Source organism: Lactobacillus kefiranofaciens, assembly GCF_900103655.1.
Taxonomy (GTDB): Bacteria; Bacillota; Bacilli; order Lactobacillales; family Lactobacillaceae; genus Lactobacillus; species Lactobacillus kefiranofaciens.
This window is the reverse complement of record NZ_FMXC01000003.1, coordinates 36122-60524: the sequence shown is the minus strand read 5'-3', so window position 1 is coordinate 60524 and position 24403 is coordinate 36122. Positions and strand designations below refer to the sequence as shown.

Below are 24403 nucleotides of genomic sequence, written 5' to 3'. Positions count from 1 at the left end.
TAATACACTTCTTGATAGAGCTTGATAAACAATAGAGTTGTAATTAGCACTAAGATGCTGCTAAGCAGCGCGCTTGCTTTTACTTTTCTTTTTCTTATTTGTCGTAATTTTTTCATCGTTATCTGGCTTTTCATCTAGTTGAAAAACTAACTCAGATTTTCCTTTCCTTTCTTCTACAACATGGATAATAATCTGATCTTTTCTTGTCTCGAATTTAGCACTTTCTACATTAAATAATAATGGCATATAGCCACCAGTAGTCTTTTGGGCTCTGAGTACTTTACTCTTTGCATAATAGGTTAAATGGTAAACTTCCTTGTTACCTTTTTTATCAACTCTAGCAAACGCCGTGTTTTTAGAATTAGCATCCTTATCAATAGGATAAACAGTCTTAGTATCTGGGGAATGCATAAAATTATTCAGCTGAACATAAGCATAGGTTAATTCATTAACATGCATGCTTTCACTCAGATTTGCTCTGCGAATACTTAAAAGCAAATTCTGCAAAATCGATAAAATTAAGATAGTGATAAATAAGGAAAAAATTGCTTCCGCTAGCGTAAAACCACTATTTTTCAATAATAAATTCTTGTTTAGCTTCCTTATCATAAATTCGGTGCTGTCCTGCCTTTTCATAAATTCGATCATGAACTACTATTTGCCGCAAATGACTACTAGTGAGGATGTGATATGCATACGCGCGATCAGTTTTCAATTCTAGACTACGACCATTTTTTTGACTCTGGACTACAGTCAAATATAAACAACTAACTGCCACTACTGAAATGATAACTGCAACCATGCTTTCTACCATCAAGAACCCCTGCATCTTTTTCATCAGCTAATTCGCCCCCAGAGCATTTGATATTTGATTTCTTTCTTCAAACCATAACCAGCAAAGATCACAGTGCGCGGATTAGAACGACCACGGCTACTGATCACGAAGTTATCCAGACCACGAATATTAATATTACGATCAAGGTCGATTTGTTTGCCCGCCGATTGCTGGAAATTCCCACCATCTAAATTGATACAATGCCTGCTCTTAATAAACCTAACCGTAGTTGCCTCACCCTTGATCGTACTGATTCTCGATGCATGGTCTAGTGCAGCAGTTACTTCTTTAATCGTATTATCGAAAAGCAGCCTTTGCTGATATCTTGTTAGTTGTAAACTGCCTATTAATAAAATTCCGCAACAAATGCCTAAAGTAATGACGGTTTCTAGCAGAGTAAAAGCTTTTAAATTATTTGGCATCATCTTTCAAACTGGCAATAGTGATCTTTTTAGCCTCTGCCTTTTTAATTTGTTCTTCAGTTAAATATTTTTTACTTTTTAGATCTTCAAAACTGGTTGGCTCTTTGCCCTCATCGTCTTTATAGAGCTCAACCTGCGTTCTCAAAGTAGTCTTGAACGCATCATTAGTCCTATTCTCTGCTCTTCCCTTTTGTTCCAATAAATTGGGAGCAATCAACAGAATCAAAATTACAATAATGGCAATTACGACTACCATTTCAATTAAAGTAAACCCTGCTTGGCGACGATTTTTGTTTAATAAATTCAATAAATATTTTTTCACGTTTTTCTTCATTTTTTCTACATCCCTTGCATCATCGAATACATTGGCAATAACAGCTTCAAATACATCCCAATAATGCATAAACCGATTAATATAAAACAAATAGGTTGAACATTTACAACCATCTTTTCAATTTTCTCCGTTAGGTCAATAAATAAACTACGTCCTAACATTAAGCACCTTTGACTCAAACTTCTTCTGTCTGATCCAGCCTGTAACAAAATTAACAAGCTATTAGGCAAAAAGGTCTCTTGCTTAATAATCTGGGCTAAGCTTTTTCCTTCAATTAATTCGTGCCCAATTCGCTGACCTAAGGCTTGCTGTAGTGAACCTTCCTCTAGCTGCGAAGCATATTCGCACATTCTCTGCAGTGAAAAACCACTTGCTAGTAACATTCCAATATCATAAACCAATAAATAATTCACATAGAGTAAAATTACTGGTCCAATCAAAGGGTATTTGGTCAATTTTTTCAATGAAGCGTAATCCTGCTTATTCAGCAAATTCACAATTCGAGCAAAGAAATATATTCCAACAATTACTAATCCAATTAACCCTAGCATTACCACATCACCAGAATGCTCACTAGTATTGTTGAATTGAGTTGTAATAAACGACTGCATAAATACTAAAAGAATAACCATCATAATAGCTAAGACAAGCGGATATGATAATTCCGCTCGTAGTTTCTTGACCTGCTCTTGCTTTAATCGCGTCAACGTAGCCAATTGATTTAAGCATTCCGTCAAATTTCCCTGCTGCAAGGCCAAATTTACCTGTGTCACCGTTGTCATAGAAAAACCTAACTTAATTAACTCTGCACTAAAATTGGCGTCATCTTTCATTCGCTTAGCTACTTGCTCCATCAATTTTTTACGCTTAGGCCACAAGGCTGGCATTAACTCAATAGAATTAATGAGTGAAAAGCCATTAGCCAAACTATGCTTAAGATAGTCCAAAAAGGCTAGCTGTTCAGCGCTAGTTAATTTATCCTTCTTGGAACTTGCGATATATTTCTTCATCAATTTCTCCTCCTTTCCGCAATAACTGCATATTTTCTTGCCAATTAACAAATTCACCGCGAACTTCCTTAGTTAACTCTGCTTTTAATAAATCGCCAGTGGCAATATCTAGCAAGCATTTTAAGCCAACCTTACTAGGTAAAAGACGCTGATAAGACACAGCCGTTAAGCAGTTAGCCAATTCATCCGTCCTAATTCCTAACCCCTCCAAGCGTGAAATAGTCTGCAATGTGCTTTTGGCATGAACTGTTGCTAAAACTAAATGTCCACTTAAGGCCGCATCAACGGCCAAACGTGCTGTTCCTTGATCACGAATTTCTCCAATAATCAAAATATCTGGGCGATGTCTCAAAGCCGCTTTGAGTAAACTTTGATAATCGATTCCGGCTTTGTTATTGACCTGTGATTGCAAAAAAGAGGCTTCATGAACTTCAACTGGATCTTCAATTGTCATTACTACCTTGTTTTTACTAATGCTTTTAGCAACTTCATACATGGTAGTAGTCTTGCCTGAGCCAGTGGGGCCACTTGTAATAATCAGTCCTCGATAATTAACCAATTGCTTAATCTGCTCCAATTGCGTTGGTAAAAAGTACTTACTATGCTCAATACCATAAATAATACGGATAACCAATGATTCTTGATCAGAAAAATCACCTAAACTAGATAAACGCAAATAATATTCATCCTCTTCATAGAGATATATCATTGCTCCAACTTGCGGACGTCGATGTTCAGCAATATCCATTTGTGCACTATATTTGAAATAGTTAATAATTTCTTGACCTGCACTTAACGCAAAAGTTTTTTGTCGAATTGTGCCTTGACTCAACCTAAAATCAACGACTATTTTTTCTCTTTTAGGAAAGAAAAATATATCGCTAGCCTTTTGACTAATTGCTAAAGCAAGTAATTCATTGATGATTTCTTTCGTTTTCATAAAAATCCTCCTTTTTTGCCTCACACTATTTATTACGCAAAAAAGAGTCATTTTTTTCTCTTAAAAATAAAAGAATTTACAAACAGTGATAAACGTTGATCTATCGCTATTTGTAAATTAGATTTTTATTAAAATATATTACAAAAAATAACTTAGCCAAATTGCTAAGTTACTTTTGAATGATTGTTAATTAGTCTTCATCAGCTGCTGCAGTGTAAACATTTTGTACATCGTCGCTGTCTTCCAAGGCATCAACTAAGTGTTCAAATTGTTCCTTCTTATCTGCTGGAACTGGAGTGGTGTTTTGTGGAACCATAGTTAATTCAGCATCAGCAAGCTTATAGCCATCCTTAATCAAAGCATCACGAACTGCTGCCAATTGCTTAGGATCAGTGTAGATTTCATAAGCGTCATCGCTAGTTTGAAGATCATCGCCACCAGCGTCCATCACATCAAGCAAAACTTGATCTTCGTCAGCATCGGTAGTTGAACGATCAATTACGATGTAACCCTTGCGGTCGAACATGTAAGCTACTGAACCCGTAGCACCAAGTGAACCACCGTTACGAGTAAATGCAACACGAACGTCAGAAGCAGTACGATTCTTGTTGTCAGTCAATGCTTCTACAAAGACAGCAACACCACCTGGAGCGTAACCTTCGTAAGTGATTTCATCATAATGTTCCTCTGAGCCGCCTTCGGCCTTTTTGATGGCACGCTTGATGTTGTCCTTAGGCATGTTGTTAGAACGTGCCTTGTCAATTACCATACGTAATGTAGGATTCCCATCAGGATCAGGACCACCACTCTTTGCAGCCATGTAAATTTCACGAGATAACTTTTGGAAAATTTTACCTCTCTTTGCGTCTTGCGCATTCTTACGGCCTTGAATATTGTGCCATTTTGAATGTCCTGACATAAGGATCCTTCTTTCTTTTTTCTAAAAATATTAACGTTATTATCTTAACTCACGACATCTTAAAATTCAATGCTAGCTAGCACTTAAACTGACTTTTTCTGATCATGAATACTGTTTTTCACATGGATAATTATCATAACCAAAATAATAGCCGTTAAAGCGCCAGTGCTATCTAAAATCACATCATGGACACTTGGGGTTCTGTCACCAGTCAAAAATTGGTGATATTCATCAAAAGCCGCAAACGCAATTGTCGCAAACCAAGTTAGAACAGGTGCTACCCACTTAATTTTAAAAATGCGCCGCATCCCTAAATAGCCAAAACCTCCCAACAAAAAATATGAACCAAAATGCGCCATTTTACGCAAAACAAATTGGGCTAACCCCGCTCGGCTGTCAACCTGCACATTGTGAACTCGACCCCCATAAGTAAAATTCCAACCTGCTACGATATTTTCTAACCAGCCAAAATAATGATTAATTTTATTATCATGAATTTCTTGTTGTTGATAAGTCATTGAGCTTGAAATAAACAATGCAATTAACACAAATAAAGCCAATAATAAAAAAATTTTTTCTCGTTTAGTAAAATGAAACTTCTCCATTTTTAAGCTCCTTTCTCTTGTTTTTTATTTTTACTTTAACAAAAAAACGAGCCAAAATGACTCGTTTTAGAAAAATTTTAGTTTTCTTACCAACTGGCTTTTTTCACGCCTGGAAGTTGTCCTTTATGTGCCAAATCTCTCATGCACTCTCTGCAAAGACCGAATTTGCGGTATACAGAATGTGGACGACCACAGCGTTGACAACGTGTATATTCTCTAGTGCTGAATTTGCTTTTTCTTTGATTACGTACTATTTGTGAAGTTTTTGCTACGATAATATTCTCCTATCTAAGTTTTCTAATCTTTTCTGCCGTAGGCTCTGGTCTTGAAGTTAACCAAATTAATCCCAAAATAATAATTCCAATTGCGATTAATTGCGTTGTCATCTATATTCCTCCCATATATGTATTTGATTATTACTTACTTTTTACAAGCTATATTATACATACTTACATAAAATAAGTAAAATCCTTAATAAAAATAGAAAGCATTTAACACTAGTCATACTCATTTTTTACCGTTAAAATCAAAGATAGTATTAATTATAAGTGGGAGAAATTAATGCGCGAAAAATGCAAAAATAAGTCACCAGGTAATAACTTACTCATGAAAAAAACATAATTTTTATTTTTAGAGAAGGATGAGAATTACTTGGACGATTTAACTTCAACTAATAAAATGAAGACCATTACCTGGCCAATCTTGACCTTGATGGCTTTATGTACTGTTATCGGCTTAGACGATATCATGTACAACTTTCAAAACCAAGGGATGCCTGTTATCACCTCGTGGATTATCATGTGCTTGCTTTACGTAACACCATATTCATTAATGGTAGGGCAACTTGGTTCTACTTTTGATAAAGAAGGCGGCGGACTTTCATCATGGGTCCGTGGGACTGACGGTGAGTTTTTAGGTTATTTCACCGCTTGGACTTATTGGGCTGCCTCAATTCCTTACGCAGTTGACTCTGCTAACGAAATCATCGTTGACTTAGGCTGGGCCCTAACTGGAACCAAAGACTTTCAAGACAAGATTCCAACATCTTTATTTGCTATCTTAACTTTTGTAGTATTTATTGTTTTCATCATTGTCGAACACCATTTTTCCAACTCAATGGAATTTCTTTCCACTATTGGTGGCGGACTGATGATCATCATGGTTATCCTATTCGTGATCTTGGCTTTCTTTGGTTTAGTCAAATCTGGTGGTCACATGGCAACCAAGAACTTCGGTTTCCATTCAATTGTACCTGACTTCAACTTGCACTACTGGTCAACAGTCGGTATGTTAATTTATGCCATGAACGGTTGTGAATTGGTTGCACCATACGTAACCAAGATGAAGAAACCTAAAACTGATTTTCCTAAAGCTATGATTGCTTTAGCCGTAATGACCGCATTTTTAACCATCTTAGGTTCATTTGCTTTAGGTATCTACTTCGATGCCAACCACATTCCAAACGATTTAAAGATGAATGGTGCCTATTACCTCTTTGACATGCTAGGCAAGCAATTTGGAATCGGACACTTCTTGCTTTACTTCTGGGCTTGGACATCACTCTTCTTCAACTGTGCTTTGGTTGCCGTCTTGCTTGATGCGATGACCAGAATGTTAATTTCTGACACCGGCGATAAGTACATGCCTAAGTTTTTACGCAAAAAGGATAAGAATGGCTTACCAATTAATGGTTATATCTTAACTGTTGCCCTTTCATCATTCATTATGATTTTAGGTATTTTCTTACCTGACATGAATGATATCTTTAACTGGTTACTGAATCTTAACTCAATTATTTCCCCAGGTGTTACCTGCTGGATCTTCTATTCATTCATGCGGGTTAGAAAGAATGCCAAGAAGTATCCATCAAAATATGTTTACATTAAAAACGATAAGGCTGCCTGGTTGGTCGGTCTTGCACTTTTAATTGTGACCGCTGTCGCAACGATCCTTGGCTTTGCTCCGCAAGATGTCAAGCAAGGAACAGGTCTTTGGTGGTACGAATTAATCATTAACATCGTTGCCGTAGTCGTTTTAATCGGACTGGGCGCAATCTTGCCAGGTATCAGACGCCGTGAAGTTGAATACGGTATTGCTTTTGACAAAACACAATGGATTTGGATGGGTATCTTAATTATTGGTTCAATTATTTTAGATATTTGGCTAGGTTCAACCAAGATTCCAATGAGAATTGCAATGATCGTTATCGAAGCTGTAATAGCTTTAATACTTACTTGGCTTGTTGGTCGCAGAAAACCTGCTACTATTGCTAAATAGACAGACATTAAACTCAACAAAAGAGGGACAAAATTCGGCCCTCTTTTCTTATACATATTTTTGCAAAAATTTCTTCACGCGTTTTCGGTATTCTTTCGGATAAGTTTCAAATGATCGTGCATGACCTGCTTTCTTAGCAATCCAGCTTTCTTTCGGACCATTTGCGGATTGATAATTTTGTTTGATCATTCTAGTTGGAACAAAGTTATCTTTGCCGCCATGAATAAACAACATTGGTTTATCATTTTTCTTCACGGAATTAACCGCTGACGCGTCCCCTAAATAAAAGCCTAAATTTGCTTTACTCAATCCACTAAGCAAATTAACTGCCATTGTAGCCACCGGTCCAGGTAAATGATATAAATCTTGCGCTTCATGTAAAAACTCTGATTTTACATCGGTATAACCACAATCCTCAATATATACCTTAACTTGGCTGGGCATCTTTATACCACTAGTCATCATCGCCGTGGCACCACCCATGCTGACACCAAAAATAACTATTTTTTGGTTCTTGCCTTCTTTAGCGACATCTTTTTTAACCCATTTACGCACATCATATTTTTCCGGCCAGCCATAGCCGATGTACTTCCCCTGGCTTTGTCCATGAGCTCGCGCATCTGGCATTAAAACATTGTAGCCTAGCTGATGAAACATCGCTGCATAGGGACCCATCGAATCTTTATTATTGGTAAATCCATGCAATAAAATTGCTGTTTTGGTTGATTTCCCATTGGGAATATAATTTGCATCTAGACGGTAATTACAAGTAGCTGATTTAAGATACCACTTTTGTTTATTAGCATTAGCATACCACTTCTTCTGCTGAGCTAATGGGTCTTTTTTAGTATGATGCGAATACTTATTCAAGACGCTTTTTTCTCCAGGTACAAAAGCCTCATTAAAGAAATATGCTTCACCAGCTCCAATTATTGCCAAAAAGACGACCACGACTATCCCAAATATTAGCCAAACTTTTCTGTATTTCTTTTTATTCCTATTCAAAATGTCAACTCCTATATATAATTATTTAGAATTAATTATACGCTTTTAATTTTCATATGATATATTAACATTTCTATAGTGTTCTTTTTTGATATCAAAAAAAGCGATGAACTTACCCTGTTCATCGTTCTTTATTACTATTTAGTTTTTACGCTTATGCCAAATCTTCACCGTTCGAAGCAATTACTTTCTTGTACCAGTAATATGAATCTTTCGGCATTCTCTTAAGTGTGCCCTTGCCTTCATCATCACGGTCAACATAGATAAAGCCATAACGCTTAGACATTTGGCCAGTCCCGGCAGAAACTTCATCGATACAGCCCCAAGTAGTGTAAGCACGAACGTCTACACCATTCTCAATAGCACGATTCATTGCCTCAATGTGCATTCTGAGGTAATCAATTCTGTAATCGTCATGAATCTTGCCATCGGCACCAATCTTATCAACAGCACCCAGTCAATTTTCAACTACCATTAATGGCAAATCATAACGGTCATACATGACTTCAAGGTAATATTGCAAGCCATCTGGATCAGTTGCCCAGCCCCATTCAGAATACTTAAGATATGGGTTCTTGGCACCAGCTGCAAAGTTGCCACCGACCTTGTCTTTTACTTCATGTGTAGTAACTACGTTGGACATGTAGTAAGAGAAGGTGTACATGTCAACTTTGCCTTCAAGCATGTCTTTCTTATCTTGTTCGGTAATATCAAGATGCACATTGTGTTCCTTCCAAAGACGCTTAGCAAAGGTTGGATATTTACCCTTGCATTGTGCATCCCCACAGTAAAAGATATTTTGTTCCCACATGTGGCGGTTTAATAAAATATCCTTCGGATCTGGCGTAAGTGGATAGTCAACAATCCCACAAATCATGTTGCCGACAACATAGTTAGGATCAATTTCATGAGCTAATTTTACTGCACGAGCACTAGCAACGAATTGATAGTGCAGCTTTTGATAAGCATGTTGGTAAGCTGCATCATCAGTTACATTATTGCCAAATGCACTAAGCATCAGTAAAGTTGAATTAATTTCATTGAAAGTCAACCAGTACTTTACTAAGCCCTTGTATTCTTCAAATAATGCTTTAGCATACTTAACATACATATCAATCATTTCACGATCGCCCCAGTCATGATACTTTTCACTGAGGTAAAGTGGATCTTCATAGTGAGAAATCGTAACTAATGGTTCGATATTATACTTTTTGCATTCTTCGAAGACTCCCCGATAAAAGTCAAGTCCTGCTTGATTTGGCTTTTCTTCATCCTCCTTAGGGAAAATTCTAGTCCAGGCAATTGAAAGACGGAAAGTCTTAAACCCCATGTCGGCAAACATTTTAATATCTTCTTTGTAGTGGTGGTAGAAATCGATCGCTACATGGTTAGGATAGTATGAATTAGGATCAATTGTACCAACGGCACCTTCAGGTAAGCCTTGACCTGGAGCACTAGCTGATTTTTCTAACCTACCATTCAACTTATAAGTAAGCATTCTTGGTGCCTTAAGACTACCAGCAGTCATAATATCTGTTACTGATAAGCCCTTACCATCAACATCATAAGCACCTTCGATTTGATTAGCAGCAGTAGCGCCGCCCCATAAAAAGTTCTTTGGAAATATCATTTTTAATCTCTTTTCTATTTTTATCTTTTATAATATTTATCTTAGCTGAAAGCGATTACTTTTGTAAAGCTCATTAATTTAACTGAACTTGACCATTAACCGTAGTAACATTTTGCTTTTCTGGAGCGATTAAGCTTAAAACTTTTTGACCAGCCTTAACTTCACCAGTAGCAATTTGCTTAATATCCTCATAATCTTTTGAATTGGTAATGACAATTGGCGTAGTTACCGAATAGCCTGCCTTCTTAATCGCATCAATATTGAACTTCACTAATTCATCTCCAGCTTTGACTGCTTGATCTTTTTTAACCAAAGTTTTAAAGCCTTTGCCTTGCAAATTAACTGTATCCATACCAATGTGCATCAACACTTCTGCACCATCATTGGTTTTCATACCAATAGCATGACCGGTCTTAAAGGTCATAATAATTTTACCGTCGGCTGGTGCATGAAGGATTCCAGTACTTGGTTCAATTGCGATCCCTTTACCCATTGCACCGCTTGAAAAGACATCATCTTTTACTTCAGAAAGTGGCATTGCCACACCATCTTCTGGACTTACTAAACTAGTAGTTGCAACTTGTGGAGTTACATTTAAAGCAGCACGTTCTTCTGCTTTCTTAGATTGTTTTTCATTGTATTCTGCATCAACTGACTTCTTACCAAAGAGCATTTGAAGAGCAAAACCAACGATAAAGGCAACAACACCAGCAATTATTACACCGATAATTGGAGTCATTGAACCACCTTTAGGATTTACAAATGCTGGAATAGCAAAGAATCCCATTGAAGGTAAAATATAAATTACAGCGTGAAAACCACCAATGATTGCACCAGAAATGGCACCACCGATACAACTTAAAATAAATGGAGTTTTTCTTGGTAAAGTAACACCATAAATAGCTGGCTCAGTTACACCAAAGATACCTGAGAAGAAGGCACCGATGGCTGTGTCCTTTAATTTCTTGTCCTTAGTTTGTTTAATAATAGCTAAGACAACACCAACTTGTGCATAACATACCATTAAAGTTAAAGCTAAAATAGGATCATATCCTAAAGCTGACATATCTGCTGTGGCAACAGCAACGATTCCCCAATGAACACCGAAGATAACAAGCACTTGCCAAAGTGCACCAACAATAAGACCAGCAACAATTGGACTAAAATTGTAAACACTTTGCATTACAGCACCAATCGCATCACCAACCCAGGTCATTACGGGCCCAATTACGATGAAAGCAACTGGTAAAGCAATAATCATAGTCACTACTGGGACTAAGAACATTTGAACCACAGTTGGAATCCACTTTTTAGCCCAATGCTCAATAATTGAAGCAAACCAAACTGTAAAGATGACGGGCAACACAGTTGAAGTATAATTCATTGTGACTACTGGAATACCAAAGAAAGTAGTATGAATTTCAGAAGCAAATGGAGTGCCACTAAACAAAGTTCCTAATACTGTCTTGCTTGAAGCTAAAGCCACCATAGTTGGATAGGTCAAAACAGCACCGATAGCGAGACCAATAAACTGGTTCATATGGAATCTACGAGCTGATGTAACACCCAAGAAAATTGGTAGGAAATAGAAAATACTATCACCAATGGCATAAAGAATTTGATAAGCACCCGAAGTCTTAGAGAGCCAGCCCATTGCAGCTACTGAAACAACTAAACCTTTAATAATACCGCCAGCACTTAGTGGTGCAAGGATATCAGTAAAGATCCCTGAAATTAAGGCAACCGCTTTGTCAACGAAACTAGAATTGTCATCTTCACCATAATCATCTGGCACTTGACCGCCACCAGAGAAGCCACCTTCTTTTAAGACAGCATCATAAACATCAGCAACTTCATTACCAATGACAACTTGGTATTGACCACCGGCCTTAACTACCGTTACAACGCCATCTGTATCCTTTAATGCATCATCATCTGCCTTTTTCTCATCCTTTAACTTAAAACGCAAGCGCGTTGCACAGTGGATAACACTATTAACATTATCCTTGCCACCAACATCTTGAATGATGGTCTTGGCTAATTGATCATAATTCTTAGCCATTGCTTTTTCCTCCTCAAAATAAAAACCCAAGCTACTCAAAAACTAGAGAGCACCATGCTCTGCGTCTTTCAGTAACTCGGGTTCATGCCTAATTCTCTTAGTAACATACCTAAGTAACTTAGATATTCTATTGTCTCGATGTTACCCTAAAAATGTGCAACACCAAGTAAAATTTGTCGTCTGAATCTAACGTCCAGCCCATTTTTGAATGTAAGTAAGTTGCGATCCGCTCCGCTGTTTCATAAGCTTTATTATACTTAATCTTAGTAAAAGACAATAAAGATGGATCAAGTTGGGGATTCTTTTTCTTATCTTTACGCAATAGTCGCACTAACAAAATACGTAAATGAGTAATAAAACGACTATAGCTGAAAGAAGTGGTATCGATTGTGATTTGATATTGAAATTGAATGATATTAATAATTCCACTAATCAACTTAGTAATCTGCATTGTCTCTTGAACCTGCGCATCATCAGAAGCGGCATTCACCAAATGGTAAGTCATAAAAGTTGTCTCACTTTTTGGCAACTTAATGCCCAATTCTGCATTGATTAACGTAATTACTTTAGCGGCAACTGCATATTCTTTTGGAAAAAGATTTTTTACTTCCCATTCATTATTAGCGGGATCAATATCAATATTGTCATTGATTCTAGTTACAGCAAAATCAATATGATCAGCTAGTGCTAAAAACTGGTAATCAGTGAATTTAGTTTGTAAAAGTGGTTCAACCATTTCGATTACTTTATTGGTAATATCAATTGTCTGTGGTCGAAATTCTTTTACTTGCTTAACTTCATTCGAATTCTCTGTTGTTACAAAGCGGCGTTCAATCTTTGATTCATCGATCTCTTGACCTTTTTTTAAACCAAAGCCAACGCCCTTGCCAAGCACAATCTCCTCTTTACCATCATCATCCTTTACTAATGCGGCACTATTATTAAATGTCTTAAGAAATATCATCACGGAATCACCTTTTAATTCATCTGAGCTATCAAAAAAGCTACTACGAATAAATTATACACTAACAAAGCATATAAAATTATCACGCAGTAGCTAAGACCTGATCGAATCAGAAATCCGCTCACTTACAGTTAATATAATAGCAATTCATGTAAGCGGTGTCAATAGACTTTTATAAAAAAGTTGCTTTAAAATATAATTAACGATTAATAACGAGGTACAAATCAATGAAATTTATTCTAGCTCCTGATTCATTTAAAGAAAGCATGACGGCTAAAGAAGTTTGCCAAGCTATGGAAAAAGGCATTAAAAAAGTGATGCCTCAGGCAAATATCGTTTCCATCCCCATGGCAGACGGCGGTGAAGGTACCACTGATTCCTTAATCGATGCAACGCATGGCAAAAAAATTCACGTTACTGTTACTGGACCACTAGGAGAAAGGGTTAAAGCTTACTATGGCATCTTAGGCAATGGACAAACAGCAATTATTGAAATGGCACAAGCAAGTGGCCTCGCCTATGTTCCTCAAGAAAAAAGAACGCCAGAAACGATTAAGAAAACTACAACTTTTGGTACTGGTGAATTGATTAATAACGCCCTAAAACATGGCGTTAAACGAGTGATCATTGGCCTAGGTGGAAGCAGTACCAACGATGGTGGCAGTGGAATGGCACAAGCCATTGGCGTTAAATTCTTTAACAAGGATAATCAGGAAATAACTGCTAAATTAGGTGGTGGAATTTTAAAACAAATTGCCCGCATCAATTTGTCTCATCTTAATCCCCAAATCAAAAAGACTGAATTTTCATTGGCAAGCGATGTTACTAATCCCTTACTAGGATCAAATGGCGCTTCAAGCGTATTTGGACCACAAAAAGGTGCAGATCAAAACACTATACAAGAATTAGATCAGAATCTTCGTCACTATGCTCAAATCATCAAACAAACTATTGGCAAAGATGTTGCCAATATTCCAGGTAGCGGCGCGGCTGGTGGATTAGGCACCGGCTTACTTACTTTTACTAACGCTACAATTTATCCTGGTGTCAAGTTAGTCGCTCATGAAGTTCATCTTGAAGAACAATTAAAAAATGCCGACTATGTTTTCACCGGTGAAGGCGGCACGGATTTTCAAACTAAATTTGGCAAAACGCCTTATGGTGTAGCCCAAATTGCTCAAAAATACGATATTCCCGTTATTTCATTAGCTGGATATTTAGGCAAAGGATTAGATCAATTATATAGCCAAGGCTTCACTGCCATTTTTGGTATCTTGGCTAAGGCCGAAAACATCGATGAGGCTTTAAAAGATGGTCCCCAAAACATAACTAGAACTACAGAAAATATCGTTCGTTTAATCGTAAAGAAATAAGATGAGCATTTCTACTCATCTTTTTCTTTAGCTAATTTATCTACCAGTGCCTCACAGCCACGGTAAATTTCTCGATAGGCAGTATCAAAATCATTCGTATACCAAGGATCATCGATATCATCATAGGAGCCGGCAAATTCTAACAATTTATGTTCCTTACGATCTGGATCACCACCACTAATTCGATTCATATCTGCAAAATTCTCTTCATCCATACAAATCAAATATTCGTATTTCTGATAATCACCTGCAGTCATTTGACTTGCGCGATGCCCGTGATCAAATGGCATATTATTCTTTTCCATTTCTCGCTGTGCCCGTGAATCAATTCCATATCCAAGTGCATCCTGCGTCGTTGCCTTAGATTCGGCTACGTACCGATCACTTAACCCTTTTTGTTCAATTAAGTGCTGCATAATCGCCTCTGCCATGGGCGAACGACAAATATTACCATGACAAACAAATAAAATCTTTTTCATTGCTTTATTCCTTTCGTTAATTTCAATAAGATTGGCCAGATAATAACTGCTAACACACCTATTGCTAAGCCAGCCCAAATACCTTGTGACAGAGTGACAACGATTCCACTATAAACCTGCGTTTGCAATGTCGTCATCATTTCATTTGCGGCATACCATAATGCGACAAACGACCCCAAACTAGCAAGCACCAGAGGAACTGCCGCAGAACTACGGCCCAAAGCAATCAAAATTATTGCTAATAAAAAGAGCAAAATTACTATAAAAATGGAATATTTATAAATAGTGATTGCATGATCAACATCTGCTGCTCTTTCTTTCAATTTATTATTAACTTGTTTTACTAAATACTCGTTAATAATTTCTTCTAACTTGCTCTTACTGCTTAAGTTTAAATCATTAACCGTTAATTTTCCTTGTTTATCATACTTTTCACATAAACGATATAAATCAGCATATGACATATCTATTTGATATTTTTTCGGCAACTGCTTAAGTAGCGTTTCCTCTAACCCAGATGTCTCTAGAAACTGTATCCCTGCCTTTAAATTAGGATTATCCGAATCTTCTACTACTCGATCAATTACAGCTCGTCCCATTGCATGCGTGTCATTGATTTTAAGACTAATCACGCTAGTCAGCAATAGATAAGCGGAAATAAAAGCACAGATAATCATGACTACTCGTAAAACAATGGTTTTAATATATTTCATTAAACTTCACTTCTAATTAAAAATAAATTTATTAATTGCAACAGCAATTCCGGCTTCGTCATTGGACCTAGTTACATAATCTGCTTTTTCCTTGATCTCACTAATGGCGTTTCCCATTGCAATCTTCTTGAATTCAGGTATTTCAAACATAGACAGATCATTGCCTTGATCACCAAAGACCATAACCTCGCTATCTTTTATTCCTAATTTTTGTGCTAATTGATGGACGCCTTTTCCCTTAGAAGCCTCGCGCTTATTAATTTCCCAAATTAGCGGATCACTACGAGCAACATTATAATTTTCAAGCCAAGCAGGAAAATTCTTGCCCATTTTGTCCAACTTGCCTTCAGGACCGGTATACTCAGCTTTAATGAAATGAAAATCTGTCGGTACTTCGTCAAAATCCTTAATCACGAAAGGTGCGCCACTAAGAAACGACATTTTCGCCATCTTTAGTGACAATTTCCGGTCTAACGTCCAATAATCATGTTCCTTCATAAAGTGCAAATTAACACCAGGATTTTGTTTCTCAAGTTTAACAAACTTTTTAAATTCCTCATAATCAAATTGATGACTAATTAAAACATTGCCAATAAACGACTGAACTAAGCCACCATTATATAAAACAGCATAATTATGATCACCAGTTATCCCTAATTCCTGCATATAAGGAATTACACCAGGAAGCGGTCGTCCTGAAGCTGGCACAACTTTAATCCCAGCTTGATCAGCCTTTTGCAAAATTTCCTTAGTTTCTGCTCCAATTTGATTATCTGACTGAAGCAAAGTACCATCTAAATCTACTGCGATTAGTTTAATCATTTTTATTCCTTACAATACAAATTTTTTAAGTGCCTTAGCAATGCCGTTATGATCATTATCATCAGTCACATAATCTGATTTTTCCTTAATCTTGCTAATAGCATTACCCATCGCAATTTTCTTAAATTCTGGATTAGAAAACATTGAAATATCATTGCCTTGATCGCCGAAGACCATTACGTCTTTTTGAGCAATTTTTAGACGGGATGCTAAATTCATCAAAGCATTGCCTTTAGAAGCGCCTAATGCATTCAATTCAATAATACTATCCCAACTACGAACAATATCATAACTGTCAAAAGCCCAAGATGGCAATGAATTCCAAAGTTTTTCAACTTGATCACTGCCTTCAATTGAAGTAAAACCAACTTTATTAAAAGTAAAATCTTGTGGGATATCTTTACGATCTCTAACCTTTATAATGTTATTGGTTGAAGCGGCATTAATTTGCATTTGAATTGATAAATCATGATCACAAGTCACAAAGCATTTAGTTGTTTCAAAATGAACATTTACATGACTTAAACGCTGAAATCGCAGCATATTGTTGAAGTCTTGATAATTTAATTCTTGACTCATCAATACGCGGCCACCAATAGTTTGCACAACTGCTCCATTAAAAACAATTGCATATTGATCATCTTTATCAAGCCCCAATTGCTGTGCATAGGATAATACTCCCGACAGCGGTCTACCACTAGCTAGAACTACCTTAATGCCATTCTCTGTAGCGATACGCAACATTCTTTGCGTTTCAGGTAAAATTGTACTACTACTAGATAATAAAGTACCATCCAAATCAACTGCAATTAATTTAATTGCCATCTTCAACATCCCCTTTAATAAGCAAAAATTTAAAAGCTATTTTTAATTATACAAAAAGCCGTGAGTCAACTCACGACTTTTACTTATCAATATTTAATATTTAGTTGCCCATTTCTTGCTTAACAACCTTAACGATGCGGTCTACATAAGCATCAGTTTCTTCTTGAGTTGGGCCTTCAGCCATTACTCTTAAGAGAGCTTGAGTACCTGATGGACGTACAAGCACACGACCGTTGCCAGCCATATCCTTTTCAACTTCATCGATCACATCAAGGATTGGTTGGTGCTGCTTCCAGCTCTTCTTATCAGCAACTGGTACGTTAACCAAGCATTGTGGGTAATCCTTAAAGTCCTTCAAAAGTTCACTAAGTGACTTGCCAGTCTTCTTCATTACTAACATTAAGTGGAGACCTGTAAGCATACCGTCACCAGTGTTGTGGTAGTCACTCATGATAACGTGACCTGATTGTTCACCACCAAGGTTGTAACCATGTGCACGCATTTCTTCATAAACGTAACGGTCACCAACTTGAGTACGAACGTTCTTAAGACCTTCTTTTTCAAGAGCCTTAGTGAAGCCAAGATTACTCATTACAGTAGTAACAATCGTATCCTTCTTAAGACGACCATGTTCTGCCAAGTATGAACCAATGACGTACATAATGTGATCACCATCGACTTCATTACCGTTTTCATCAACGGCAATGCAACGGTCTGCATCCCCATCGAAGGCCAAGCCAAGTTGTGCGCCTTGCTTAACAACTTCTTTTTGCAAATTTTCAGTATGAGTAGCACCACAATGATCGTTAATGTTCAAGCCATCTGGATGCGTGTAGATAGTAGTGAAGTCAACGCCACAATCAGCGAATAATCTTGAAATAAGGGCACTTGAAGCACCGTTAGCACCATCGATAACGACCTTGATGCCATCCAAGTCTTCTGGAATAGTATTTTCAATAAATTGTAAGTACTTAGCTGAGCCTTCGTGGAAGTCAGTTACAGTACCTAAACCCTTAGCTGAAGGACGTGGTAAGGTATCTTCTTTAGCGTCGATTAACTTTTCAATTTCGCCTTCCATTTCATCTGAAAGCTTCAGACCGTCACTACCAAAGAATTTAATACCGTTATCTTCAACTGGATTGTGTGAAGCTGAAATTTGTACACCAGCATCGGCACCTTGGGCACGAACTAAGTATGAAAGACCTGGGGTAGTAATCACACCAACTTCAAGTACTTCGATCCCCACTGCTTCAAGTACTTCGATCCCCACTGATAGAAGACCTGAGATCAGTGCATATTCAAGCATTTGACCTGAAATACGAGTATCACGTGATACTAAAACCTTGGCTTGTTTGCCGTCTTTCTTATTCTTAGTTAAGACATAACCACCATCACGACCTAATTTAAAAGCCATTCCTGGAGTTAAGCCTTGATTGGCTACGCCACGAACACCATCAGTTCCGAAATATTTTAACATTTATTAAACAACCTTTCTTAATTATCCAAATTATTTGCTTGCATCCTTCACTTTAATTGTTGTTTGTACAAATGGAGGATCTGCCTTAGCAACACCTTCAGGCAATACCAAGAAATAATTCTTAACCGTAGAAGAAGTAATTCCCTTTAAATCAATATCAACGTTTAAATCCTTAATCTTCTTTAACGCTGACTTACGCCCATACAAGGTGATTTCATCTTTCTTAGCCGTTACTGAATAAACCTTCTTACTATCTTCATTTTTTGGTTTTAAATTCAATTTAACGGTCTTCTTAGAAAGAGAAACTGGAAGTCTTGCAGTAACAGTAGCTGGATTAATCACGACATTCAGCTGTCGACCCTTCTTATCCTCAGCTATCAACATCACTTGACGTTCATAACTATGATTAAGACCATTAGGTAAGGCAAGTTTAGCGACAATCTGATCAATCTGATCGACTTCCCCTCTTGCACCTGTAATTTCAACTTGTTGCGGATCAACACTAGCTGAGCCAAAATCATACCCACTTGCCACAGCTTTCTTATTATACTCTATTTGTACTGGCATGGTACGAGATTTTCGTCGTTCAATGTCAACATTTACTTGCGCTGGATTAATTGTATAAGATAATTGATTATTAAGCCCGGTCACTTGCACCTTGACGGTTTGCTTACCTGTTTTTTTATTAGTTAAATCAATATACGCACGGAAACTTTGTGTATTAACAGTTGACGTTACCAAAGCATTCGGTCCTTCTAAAGTAACTTTTACTTTTTCAGGATAGCCAACTACATAATATTTATCTGTATCAACCGAAACTTGCAAGGGCACGCTAATTGTTTGCATTTCATTAGCGGTTTGTTTAGTTTTTTTAGGTTCACCTTGAGTAACAAAGCCAGTTTGTGTTGAATCAATATAAACTACTAATAAAATTGCAAACAACAATGAAATGATCATTATAAACCAGCGCTTATTCCAAATATCTTTCATTTGCTTGCACCCCATTTCCAGACCCTGTTAACTACACGGCGAATCCATGGAAGCTTCTTTTCTTCTTTAGGAACTAGCTGGGCATTGAGATACTTTAAATATTCATCTCTAGATAGATCAACTAAGAAACGACCATTTCTAGTAATAGTTACCCCACCAGTTTCTTCTGAAACCACAATTGTGACGGCATCCGTTACCTCAGAGATTCCAACTGCTGCTCGGTGACGAGTTCCTAAACGTTTAGGAATCATTGTATTATCTGACAAAGGCAAATATGCAGCGGCTACAGCGATGCGATTATTATTAATAATCACAGCTCCATCATGTAGCGGCGTATTAGGGATAAAAATGTTAATCAATAACTCGCCCGTGATATCTGCATCTAGTTTAATTCCAGTTTCAATATAGTCATCAAGACCGGTATCTTGTTGAATCGTAATTAATGCACCGATCCGTCTTTTAGACATATATTGAATAGCTTTATCCAGCTCTTGGACCATCTTAACAGATTGAGCGTGGGCACTCTCACCATGTCCGTTAAAAAATGGCGTACGCCCTAGCCGTTCAAGTCCACGGCGAATTTCAGGCTGAAAGATGACAATAATCCCAATCACGGCCCAAGAGACGATCTGATCGACAATACAAGTCAAAGCATGAAGCTGAAGCAATCCAGCAATGATCCTAACGATAAAGATGAAGACAATCCCCTTGGCCAGTTGGACGGCCTTAGTACCACGAATTAACATGATCAAACGATAAACTAAATACCAAATGATCAAAACATCTAGTACTATTGATAAATTATTCCAGGTTAATAAATTAGAGTAATTAAAATGCATTGATGGCTCCTTTCTTCTTTAATTATAACTGACCTATCTCAGCGTGCATACATTTTAAATTCTAAAAACAGATCATTATATTCCTGCGTTTTCTTGGGGCCTAAGTCTTTAAAAACTTGCAAATGCTTAATAGTTTGCTCATTAGGATAAAATTGCCGATTGTCTCTCACTTTTTTAGGTAAAAATCGCTTTGCAGCGTTGTTGGGAGTTGCATAACCAACATATTCCGCATTTTGAGCAGCATTTTTAGGTTCTAACATAAATTTGATAAATTTAAAAGCCGCTTTTTTATTTTTAGCAGTTTTAGGCACGACAAAATTATCAAACCACAAATTAGAACCTGGCTGAGGAACAACATAATGCAAATGAGGATTGCTTTCCATCATTTCATGTGCCTCGCCAGACCACGTAACCCCGATGGCTGCTTCATTCTGAATCATGTACATCTTCATTTCGTCAGAAATAATCGCTTTAATATTAGGTCCTAAACTATTTAGTTTAGTTTGAGCTAGATGCAGTTTTAAACTACTGGTAGTATTCATCGAATAGCCTAAAGAAACTAATGACATGCCCATCGCATCCCTAGCTGAATCAACTAATAAAATTTGATGCCGATATTTTTTAGCCCAGAGATTATTCCAAGTCTTAATCGAGCCTTTTCGGACAAATTTATCATTATATACAATGCCAAGCGTACCCCAGAAATAAGGTATGGAATAGTTATTTCCCTGATCAAATGATTTATGCAAAAAACTTTTACCAATATATTTCATATTTGGAATCTATTTTTGGTCAATTCGATCAAGCAAATGTGCCTTCCGCATCTTAGTGACCATATATTCAGAAGGAATAGTTAAGTCATAAGCCGTTCCGCCTTGCTTAATCTTGGTATACATCGCTTCATTAGAATCAAAAGTCTCATAAACTACATGATAGCCAGTTTTTTGTTCAAATTTTTTAATTAGTTTGGGATCAAGGTAATCACCCCAATTATAGATAATTAAGTTTTGATGATTTCCTTTAGTAGCTGGCTTTTCTAAATGATGCGACCAACCAGCTAGTCCTAAACAAACCGCGAGAATGATGATGACTGCAATGCTAATCTTTTTCATTTGACCAATCCCCCAATCACGCGATGATTCTTGCGTCTATTCTTTTTCGTAGTAATGAAATAATAAATTCCCACTAAAAGAAGAACAAAGAGAAACATTACCGTACTTAAAGCATTAACTTCTAGATCAATCCCCTGACGAGCTCTAGAATAAATCTCAACTGATAAAGTTGAAAAACCGTTGCCAGTTACAAAGAAAGTTACCGCAAAATCATCAAGAGAATATGTTAGTGCCATAAACATTCCTGAAAAAATTCCCGGCATGATCGTGGGAATTAAAACATTACTGAAAACCTGCCAAGAATTCGCTCCTAAGTCTCGTGCCGCATCAATTAATGACATGTCCATCTCGTTTAAGCGAGGCAGAACCATCAATACTACAATCGGAATTGAAAAAGCAATATGGCTAAGCAAAACTGAACCAAAGTTAAGCCCAATCCCTAAAGCTGTAAAGAAGATCAAAAAGCTAGCCCCAATAATAACATCTGGTGAAACCATGAGGACATTATTCAAAGCTAAGGTAGTCTTTTTGTGAACTTCTTTTTTCATCCCATTAATCGCAATCGCACCCAAGGTGCCAATTACAGTAGCAATTAAACTAGATAAAAGAGCCAGCAAAATCGTTTCTAAAAAGATAGCTAAGAGGCGATTATCTTGAAAGAGAGTCTGATAATGCGCCCAAGTAAAATGCTCAAATTTATTCATATTTTCTCCACTTGAAAAAGAAAAATAGATCAAGTAGAAAATTGGAACATAAAGTAAAACTAAGGTTAAAGAAAGATAGATTCGAGCAATTAAATGTCTTCTTCTCATAAGTCTACCTTCTTTCTCTTCGCTTTTTTACTAGTAAAGGAGCATTACCAATACCATCAGGACAATCAAAATTACTCCGATTGTAGCCCCCATGTTCCAATTCATCGTTGTCATAAAATACTCTTCAATCGCTGTACCTAATGTAATAACGCGATTACCACCGATCAAACGAGTCAACATGAATAATGAAAGTGACGGAATGAAAATAGCCTGCACGCCGCTTTCTACGCCAGGTCTTGATAAGGGCCAAAGAACATAACGGAAAGTTTGCCATCTACTAGCTCCTAGGTCCTCAGATGCCTGAATAACTGCCGGATTAATTTCTTTAATTGCATTAAAAATGGGCAAAATCATAAACGGGATCTCAATATAAGTTGCGACAAAAATAAAAGCAAAATCCGTAAATAAAATATTCACCGGTCCGATTCCAAATAAATGCAAAAACTTATTAGCCAAACCGTTGCTTCCTAAAATTCCAATAAAAGCATAAGCTTTAAGCAATAAATTAATCCATGTAGGTAAGATAATTAATAATAACCACAATTGTTGATTCTTCATTTTAGTCAAAAAATATGCGGCAGGATATGAAATCAGCAATGTAATTAACGTAATTAAAAAAGCATACCAAAAGGAATTGATCATCATTTTCAAAAAAGTACCATTTCTGAAGAAAGTAACATAATTATTCAAAGTAAAGTCGTTGCTGCTATTAGTAAATGAATACCATAAAATGAGTAAAATCGGCAAGATTACAAATAAAATAATCCACATTAAATAGGGTATTAAAAAGAAAGCTTTTTTAGTTTTCATTTTCATCCCCCTCATATTTTTCAATTCTGGCATCAAAATCTTTTTGACTTTCATTCAAACGCATAACGTGAATATCCTCTGGATCAAAGAAAAGTTCAATTCGTTGACCCAGTTTTACGCCATTAGTTGAATGGATTAGCCATTCATTTTCGTCAGCATCCATCGCTTTTATTTCAAAGTGATCTCCCAAAAACAGTTGCGTTTGTGCGGTAACCACAATCTTGCCTTTTTCCGGAGCAACAATATCTAAATCCTCAGGTCGAATAACAACTTCTACCTTTTCATTCGACTTAATCCCGCCGTCCGCACATTTAAACTGCCGATTGGCAAATTCTACTTCATAATCTTTAATCATCCGACCAGACAGAATATTGGAATCGCCGATGAATCGGGCTACAAAATCATTCACTGGTTCGTCATAAATCGCCACAGGACTACCACTTTGCTGTATCTTGCCATCATTTAATACAAAAATCTCATCACTCATCGACAAAGCTTCTTCTTGATCATGAGTAACGAAGATAAAAGTGATGCCCAATTTCTTTTGAATTGCCCTTAATTCAAATTGCATATCTTTACGCAGACGCTTATCCAAAGCAGATAATGATTCATCTAATAACAACACTTTGGGTTCATTAATAATTGCCCTAGCAATTGCCACTCTCTGTTGTTGACCACCGCTTAATTCTGAAATCTCTCGATTAGCATAACCATCAAGACGCACCATATGCAGCGCTTCTTTAACAGCTGGTTTAATCTCGTTCATTGCTTTCTTTTTTATTTTCAGACCAAAAGCAACATTCTCAAAAACATCTAAATGTGGAAACAGAGCATAATTTTGAAAAACGGTATTAATGTGGCGCTTGGCTGCATCTAAGTTAGTAATGTCTTTACCCGCAAAAAATACCTGGCCACTACTTGGTTGAGAAAAACCTGCAATGATACGCAAGATAGTTGACTTCCCCGATCCACTTGGTCCTAATAATGAATAGAATTTACCCGACTCAATCGTTAAATTAATGTCCCGCAATGCAACGAAGCCATCGTCATATTGCTTAGTAATATGTTTCAACTTAATAATGTCCATATCCATCCCCATATAAAAAATAGCTACAAGTTTTAGTACCTGTAGCTTGTTTCTCGTCAAT

At 37.0% G+C, this 24403-nt stretch carries 23 protein-coding genes and 3 pseudogenes; 2 read left to right on the top strand and 24 right to left on the bottom strand.

Annotation, left to right across the window (positions count from 1 at the left end):
- Positions 1-60: 60 nt before the first annotated feature.
- The 9 genes from BLP58_RS02450 to BLP58_RS02410 all read right to left on the bottom strand — a co-directional run bounded on the left by BLP58_RS02450 (position 61) and on the right by BLP58_RS02410 (position 5340).
- Positions 61-579, bottom strand: a complete 519-nt coding sequence (locus BLP58_RS02450; protein WP_013854404.1) for a ComGF family competence protein — start codon at positions 577-579, stop codon at positions 61-63.
- The gene (locus BLP58_RS02445) at positions 569-838 is read right to left on the bottom strand and encodes a hypothetical protein (protein ID WP_013854405.1); all 270 of its coding nucleotides are present in this window, start codon (positions 836-838) and stop codon (positions 569-571) included. Before BLP58_RS02445 ends, BLP58_RS02450 begins: the two co-directional genes overlap by 11 nt.
- Positions 838-1257 carry a hypothetical protein gene (locus BLP58_RS02440; RefSeq protein ID WP_013854406.1) on the bottom strand — a complete coding sequence of 140 codons (420 nt, stop codon included), beginning with the start codon at positions 1255-1257 and terminating at the stop codon, positions 838-840. The genes BLP58_RS02445 and BLP58_RS02440 overlap by 1 nt, the downstream gene beginning before the upstream one ends.
- On the bottom strand, positions 1247-1591 hold the full coding sequence (comGC, locus tag BLP58_RS02435) for a competence type IV pilus major pilin ComGC (protein WP_013854407.1): 345 nt from the start codon (positions 1589-1591) through the stop codon (positions 1247-1249). Before comGC ends, BLP58_RS02440 begins: the two co-directional genes overlap by 11 nt.
- Before the next feature lie 5 nt (positions 1592-1596).
- Positions 1597-2601 carry a type II secretion system F family protein gene (locus BLP58_RS02430; protein ID WP_013854408.1) on the bottom strand — a complete coding sequence of 335 codons (1005 nt, stop codon included), beginning with the start codon at positions 2599-2601 and terminating at the stop codon, positions 1597-1599.
- Entirely contained in the window at positions 2567-3541 is a 975-nt protein-coding gene (gene comGA, locus BLP58_RS02425) for a competence type IV pilus ATPase ComGA (protein WP_013854409.1), read from the bottom strand. Before comGA ends, BLP58_RS02430 begins: the two co-directional genes overlap by 35 nt.
- 190 nt (positions 3542-3731) lie before the next feature.
- A complete protein-coding gene (locus tag BLP58_RS02420; protein ID WP_013854410.1) occupies positions 3732-4460 on the bottom strand; it encodes a YebC/PmpR family DNA-binding transcriptional regulator in 729 nt (242 codons plus the stop codon).
- An 83-nt stretch (positions 4461-4543) separates the two neighbouring features.
- Positions 4544-5065, bottom strand: coding sequence for a VanZ family protein (locus BLP58_RS02415; protein WP_013854411.1), 522 nt, complete (start codon positions 5063-5065; stop codon positions 4544-4546).
- Between the two features lie 86 nt (positions 5066-5151).
- The gene (locus BLP58_RS02410) at positions 5152-5340 is read right to left on the bottom strand and encodes a type Z 30S ribosomal protein S14 (RefSeq protein ID WP_074484237.1); all 189 of its coding nucleotides are present in this window, start codon (positions 5338-5340) and stop codon (positions 5152-5154) included.
- Positions 5341-5716: 376 nt separating this feature from the next.
- On the opposite strand from BLP58_RS02410, the gene BLP58_RS02405 reads away from it, so the two are divergent.
- Complete coding sequence (locus tag BLP58_RS02405) at positions 5717-7342, top strand: APC family permease (protein ID WP_013854412.1); 1626 nt, start codon at positions 5717-5719, stop codon at positions 7340-7342.
- A 48-nt stretch (positions 7343-7390) separates the two neighbouring features.
- On the opposite strand, the gene BLP58_RS02400 is transcribed toward BLP58_RS02405, so the two are convergent.
- The 4 genes and pseudogenes from BLP58_RS02400 to BLP58_RS02385 all read right to left on the bottom strand — a co-directional run bounded on the left by BLP58_RS02400 (position 7391) and on the right by BLP58_RS02385 (position 13003).
- Complete coding sequence (locus BLP58_RS02400; RefSeq protein WP_013854413.1) at positions 7391-8347, bottom strand: alpha/beta hydrolase; 957 nt, start codon at positions 8345-8347, stop codon at positions 7391-7393.
- Between the two features lie 154 nt (positions 8348-8501).
- Positions 8502-9977 (bottom strand): annotated as a pseudogene (locus BLP58_RS02395) (glycoside hydrolase family 1 protein).
- A 73-nt stretch (positions 9978-10050) separates the two neighbouring features.
- Positions 10051-12039 carry a beta-glucoside-specific PTS transporter subunit IIABC gene (locus BLP58_RS02390; protein ID WP_013854414.1) on the bottom strand — a complete coding sequence of 663 codons (1989 nt, stop codon included), beginning with the start codon at positions 12037-12039 and terminating at the stop codon, positions 10051-10053.
- Positions 12040-12166: 127 nt separating this feature from the next.
- A complete protein-coding gene (locus BLP58_RS02385) occupies positions 12167-13003 on the bottom strand; it encodes a PRD domain-containing protein (RefSeq protein WP_013854415.1) in 837 nt (278 codons plus the stop codon).
- A 227-nt stretch (positions 13004-13230) separates the two neighbouring features.
- Between BLP58_RS02385 and BLP58_RS02380 the strand changes: the two genes are divergently transcribed.
- The gene (locus BLP58_RS02380) at positions 13231-14376 is read left to right on the top strand and encodes a glycerate kinase family protein (protein WP_013854416.1); all 1146 of its coding nucleotides are present in this window, start codon (positions 13231-13233) and stop codon (positions 14374-14376) included.
- 11 nt (positions 14377-14387) lie between these two features.
- On the opposite strand, the gene BLP58_RS02375 is transcribed toward BLP58_RS02380, so the two are convergent.
- From BLP58_RS02375 to BLP58_RS02325, 11 genes and pseudogenes are all read right to left on the bottom strand, one after another.
- A complete protein-coding gene (locus tag BLP58_RS02375; protein WP_013854417.1) occupies positions 14388-14855 on the bottom strand; it encodes a low molecular weight protein-tyrosine-phosphatase in 468 nt (155 codons plus the stop codon).
- A complete protein-coding gene (locus BLP58_RS02370) occupies positions 14852-15568 on the bottom strand; it encodes a hypothetical protein (RefSeq protein ID WP_013854418.1) in 717 nt (238 codons plus the stop codon). The genes BLP58_RS02375 and BLP58_RS02370 overlap by 4 nt, the downstream gene beginning before the upstream one ends.
- Positions 15569-15580: 12 nt before the next feature.
- Positions 15581-16390 carry a Cof-type HAD-IIB family hydrolase gene (locus BLP58_RS02365; RefSeq protein WP_013854419.1) on the bottom strand — a complete coding sequence of 270 codons (810 nt, stop codon included), beginning with the start codon at positions 16388-16390 and terminating at the stop codon, positions 15581-15583.
- Positions 16391-16399: 9 nt separating this feature from the next.
- Positions 16400-17215 carry a Cof-type HAD-IIB family hydrolase gene (locus tag BLP58_RS02360; protein ID WP_013854420.1) on the bottom strand — a complete coding sequence of 272 codons (816 nt, stop codon included), beginning with the start codon at positions 17213-17215 and terminating at the stop codon, positions 16400-16402.
- 100 nt (positions 17216-17315) lie between these two features.
- Positions 17316-18692: a phosphoglucosamine mutase gene (gene glmM, locus BLP58_RS02355; RefSeq protein WP_056956868.1), complete on the bottom strand. Its 1377-nt coding sequence runs from the start codon at positions 18690-18692 to the stop codon at positions 17316-17318.
- 30 nt (positions 18693-18722) lie between these two features.
- Positions 18723-19682, bottom strand: coding sequence for a CdaR family protein (locus BLP58_RS02350; protein WP_013854422.1), 960 nt, complete (start codon positions 19680-19682; stop codon positions 18723-18725).
- Entirely contained in the window at positions 19679-20521 is an 843-nt protein-coding gene (gene cdaA, locus BLP58_RS02345) for a diadenylate cyclase CdaA (protein ID WP_013854423.1), read from the bottom strand. The genes BLP58_RS02350 and cdaA overlap by 4 nt, the downstream gene beginning before the upstream one ends.
- Before the next feature lie 38 nt (positions 20522-20559).
- Positions 20560-21633: pseudogene (locus tag BLP58_RS02340) on the bottom strand (ABC transporter substrate-binding protein).
- Entirely contained in the window at positions 21630-22445 is an 816-nt protein-coding gene (locus tag BLP58_RS02335) for an ABC transporter permease (RefSeq protein WP_013854424.1), read from the bottom strand. The pseudogene BLP58_RS02340 and the gene BLP58_RS02335 overlap by 4 nt, the downstream one beginning before the upstream one ends.
- A pseudogene (locus BLP58_RS02330) lies at positions 22442-23255 on the bottom strand (ABC transporter permease). The gene BLP58_RS02335 and the pseudogene BLP58_RS02330 overlap by 4 nt, the downstream one beginning before the upstream one ends.
- The gene (locus BLP58_RS02325) at positions 23245-24342 is read right to left on the bottom strand and encodes an ABC transporter ATP-binding protein (RefSeq protein ID WP_034536155.1); all 1098 of its coding nucleotides are present in this window, start codon (positions 24340-24342) and stop codon (positions 23245-23247) included. Before BLP58_RS02325 ends, BLP58_RS02330 begins: the two are co-directional and overlap by 11 nt.
- Between the last annotated feature and the right edge of the window lie 61 nt (positions 24343-24403).